General features: G+C 35.1%; 3 protein-coding genes and 1 riboswitch. All 3 genes read right to left on the bottom strand.

What is annotated here, in order from left to right:
* Positions 1–302: 302 nt before the first annotated feature.
* On the bottom strand, positions 303–506 hold the full coding sequence (locus tag V7183_RS13650; RefSeq protein WP_097898969.1) for a DUF1657 domain-containing protein: 204 nt from the start codon (positions 504–506) through the stop codon (positions 303–305).
* Positions 507–898: 392 nt separating this feature from the next.
* The gene (locus V7183_RS13645; RefSeq protein WP_335359860.1) at positions 899–1,438 is read right to left on the bottom strand and encodes a GNAT family N-acetyltransferase; all 540 of its coding nucleotides are present in this window, start codon (positions 1,436–1,438) and stop codon (positions 899–901) included.
* A gap of 204 nt (positions 1,439–1,642) precedes the next feature.
* A complete protein-coding gene (locus V7183_RS13640) occupies positions 1,643–3,106 on the bottom strand; it encodes an amino acid permease (protein ID WP_097898971.1) in 1,464 nt (487 codons plus the stop codon).
* Between the two features lie 112 nt (positions 3,107–3,218).
* A riboswitch (Lysine riboswitch) is annotated at positions 3,219–3,411 on the bottom strand.
* Positions 3,412–3,720 lie beyond the last annotated feature (309 nt).

Here is a 3,720-nt window from a genome sequence, read left to right as displayed (position 1 = left end):
GTAATATAATTCATGAGGATTTTTGAATTTTTCAAATGATTTATATTGGTAAACTGACTCATTGATAGTATGTGGAAAAAGTCGGTATTCTGGATGTTAATAATAGTTAACAAAAAGAAATTGGGTTTGCTTACTGTTATATAAGATACGGGAAAATTGTTATTTGTTGATTTATTACCTGCAGAAAAAGAGCAAAATTAAATCATCTCTTTTCAGTTAGCTTAAAAAAGTATAAATACTTTCTAGATATATACAACTAACCATGAAACGGTCTCTACAAAAAATCTGAAGATTACTGCGTTTTATTGATTATACTGAGGCTCATCTTGTTGAATTTCCTGAACACGTGGTTCTAAAGAATCAATAATTGTCTGCGTTTGCTGAGCTGCATTTTGATACAGTTGTTTTGCTTGCTGATTGTCAGTATCAAGAACAAATCCTTCTAAACATGCTTGAGCACTTTTTAATCCAGAAATAGTTTGTTTAAGCTTAGTAATTACTGTCATAATTAAATTCCTCCTTATAATTATGAATTCACTATTTAGAATAGCTATTTTCTACTAAAAATATGATTTCTAAATTTTGGTTATCTTTATAGAATGAATACATTAACGAAGATTAAAAAATACTAAACGAATCGTACAGAAAAAGCCATGTTAGATGGATATTAAATACGAAGAGAAGTTGCGCAGTTAAAAATGATTAAACAGTTTGTTTTTATCCATACCGAGATACATTAAATAGGGAAGAAGCTTTTTCTTTACCAGTAAAAAAGTAGATGCTTCGAGAATAAAGTGGAACTTCCAACAATAGGATTCGCCCCTGTTGGTGTTCAGCACAAATAGGAGCAGTTATGCTCCAACCTCTCTTATTTGATTCCTCTGTATTTGCTCTTTTATTAATTATCTTTTAATAGCCGGTCATGTAATGCTGAAAGGGTAAATAACGCTGGCACTGTAAAGGTTTGTGTTAAGCACAAATCATCTTCATCCATTTTCTCAATTTCTTGATATTCAATCTCGTTTTTTTGATAGAATTTTTTCCAGAAAGCCACGGCTCTCGAATTGCTTTTTAATTGGGCCACGTAATATGTTCCCATATGTTGTTTGAAAATCTCTAAAATGGCTTGATCAGCTATTTGTTTTCCTCTATACGGCTTTAATAAGAAAAAATCGTTAATACAAAAGTCTGTTTTAGGGGCCGTAAATGGTACTTTAGCGAATAGGATAAAACCAACATATTTTTCCTCGTATTTAATGAAATACGGGATAAGCTCCTCACGAGTACAAATAAGTTTAAACGCATCAAATTCAAAAAATCCATTTTCATTTGGATGAAGGGTAGGGGAGAATTCGGATAAATCATGTAAGTATAGGGCGTAGAAATTCTTTAATATTTCTAGTTGTTCTGTGGCTACAGCTTCTAATGTGACGTTCATTTTAATCCCATCCTTTGTAAGAATAATTTTTTTGTAATTGTAATTTTTCTGTTTCGGTTTTGGTATTTACAAACATGTCACACCTTCTTTATGTAAAAATTACACATGTAATACAATATTCGACATACATGAAATATGTCCTTTGCAAAATTTCATTGTACTAAAAAAGACAGCAAATATGAGATATTTGCTGTCTCTAATCATTTATAGTTCACATTTATCAAGAGGAACTACTTTTGTTTTCTTTGTGAATTTATAACCTAACCAAAGTACAAGGAAGAGTGGTAAACCAATATAGGAAACGAGTACACCATTCCAATCGATCGACTTACCCATAAATGCGCCGTAGTTTTGTCCTAAGATGACAATTACACAAAGTGTAAATGCGAAGATTGGACCAAATGGGAACCATTTTGCTTTATACGGTAGGTCATTCAAATCTTTTCCTTGTGCAATGTATGCTTTTCGGAAACGATAATGACTAATAGCGATTCCTACCCATGCAATAAATCCGGACATTCCAGATGCATTTAATAACCATACATATACAACACCGTCGCCAAATAAGGAAGCTAAGAATGCGGCACAGCCAACTACTGAAGTTGCGATTAACGCGTTAACAGGTACGCCGCGGCTATTTAATTTACCTAAAAATTTCGGTGCTTTTCCTTGTCTTGCTAAATCCCAAAGCATACGGGTTGATGCGTACATGCCTGAGTTACCAGCGGATAGAACAGCAGTTAAAATAACAGCATTCATAACAGACGCAGCAAATGCAATCCCCGCTTTTTCAAATACAAGTGTAAATGGACTTACTGTTACATCACTCGCTGCAAGACTATCAGTCGTATAAGGAATCAATAGACCGATAACAAGAATTGCAAAGATGTAGAATAATAGGATGCGCCAAAAGATTGAACGAATGGCTTTTGGAATACTACGCTCTGGATCGGCAGTTTCGCCAGCAGCTACACCTAATAATTCAGTTCCTTGGAATGAAAAACCAGCAGCCATAAATACACCGATAATTGCCATGATGCCGCCGTTAAATGGTGCATCTGCAATAGTAAAGTTTTTGAATCCTACAGGTTCACCACCCATAATACCAAAGATCATCATAAATCCAACGATTAAAAAGATAATAACAGTAACTACTTTAATAAGTGCAAACCAATATTCTGCTTCACCAAATCCTTTAACTGATAAGTAATTTAAAAGAAACATAATGACTAAACAAAGACCACTCCAGATAAGGGAAGGGGTATTTGGGAACCAAAATTTCATAATTAATGTTACTGCTGACAGTTCAGCGGCAATTGTAATGGCCCAGTTGTACCAATAGTTCCACCCAAGTGCGAATCCAAGCGATGGATCAACAAATCTTGTTGCGTATGTGCTAAAGGATCCAGCGACAGGCATGTATGCTGCTAATTCAGCTAAGCTTGTCATTAAAAAATAAACCATAATTCCAATTGCGGCGTATGCTACAAGAGCTCCGCCAGGGCCAGCTGTGTGAATGACACCACCGCTGGCAAGAAATAGTCCGGTACCAATTGTACCACCGAGAGAAATCATTGTAAGATGGCGAGATTTCAATCCGCGCCTAAGTTCACCTTGTCCTTGCGTAGATTGAGTTTTAGAGGTAGCTTGATTTGTTGCGCTATTCATGTTCAACACTCCTTTTCTTGTAAGATAGGAAGGAGCGGGGGAGAAAAATACAAAAAACCGCCAAAGGAATTTGGCGGAACGTTTCACAAATAACCACCCCATCATACCCTTCCGTTAAGATAGCACCCCACGTTTACACGGTATTTTGTAAACGTGACAGTTCTGTTCCTATTCGGAGACAGCCCCAGCTTATATTTCCAGAGAAGAAATATAAACTTCGGCAACTTTTCCTTTCAAACGGAGTCATTGACATTCTCTGTGTCTAATCCGCCTTACTTATAAAAGTCGCAACCTCTACCTCATCGGATTGATGAGGATTTGTTTATTGTTATGATTTTTAATATATGGCAATTGTAATGACTTTCTGAAAATATTGCAAGGAATTATTGAAGAAAAAATCGAAAAATATCGGTTATTGTATAGGAAACGCTTTCAAAACTCCACCCGAACCTATTTGATATGTAAACAGAACAATGAAAAAATTGTTATACAAATGTTTCGCAAAAAGTAACAGAAAACCCTTTAAAATTAAGAGAAAATTCAGAAAATAATTTTCGACAGCGTTGCTTAGAATCATTTTCTGTAGCAAAAATGCTGTTATATAAATCCATTTT

Source organism: Bacillus sp. JJ1127, assembly GCF_036965845.1.
Taxonomy (GTDB): Bacteria; Bacillota; Bacilli; order Bacillales; family Bacillaceae_G; genus Bacillus_A.
The sequence above is the reverse complement of the archived record's forward strand: the minus strand, read 5'-3'. Positions and strand labels throughout refer to the sequence as shown.

Coding starts and splice junctions, on each gene's coding strand:
- V7183_RS13650 (WP_097898969.1), bottom strand. CDS start 506: ATGACAGTAATTACTAAGCTTAAACAAACTATTTCTGGATTAAAAAGT.
- V7183_RS13640 (WP_097898971.1), bottom strand. CDS start 3,106: ATGAATAGCGCAACAAATCAAGCTACCTCTAAAACTCAATCTACGCAA.
- V7183_RS13645 (WP_335359860.1), bottom strand. CDS start 1,438: ATGAACGTCACATTAGAAGCTGTAGCCACAGAACAACTAGAAATATTA.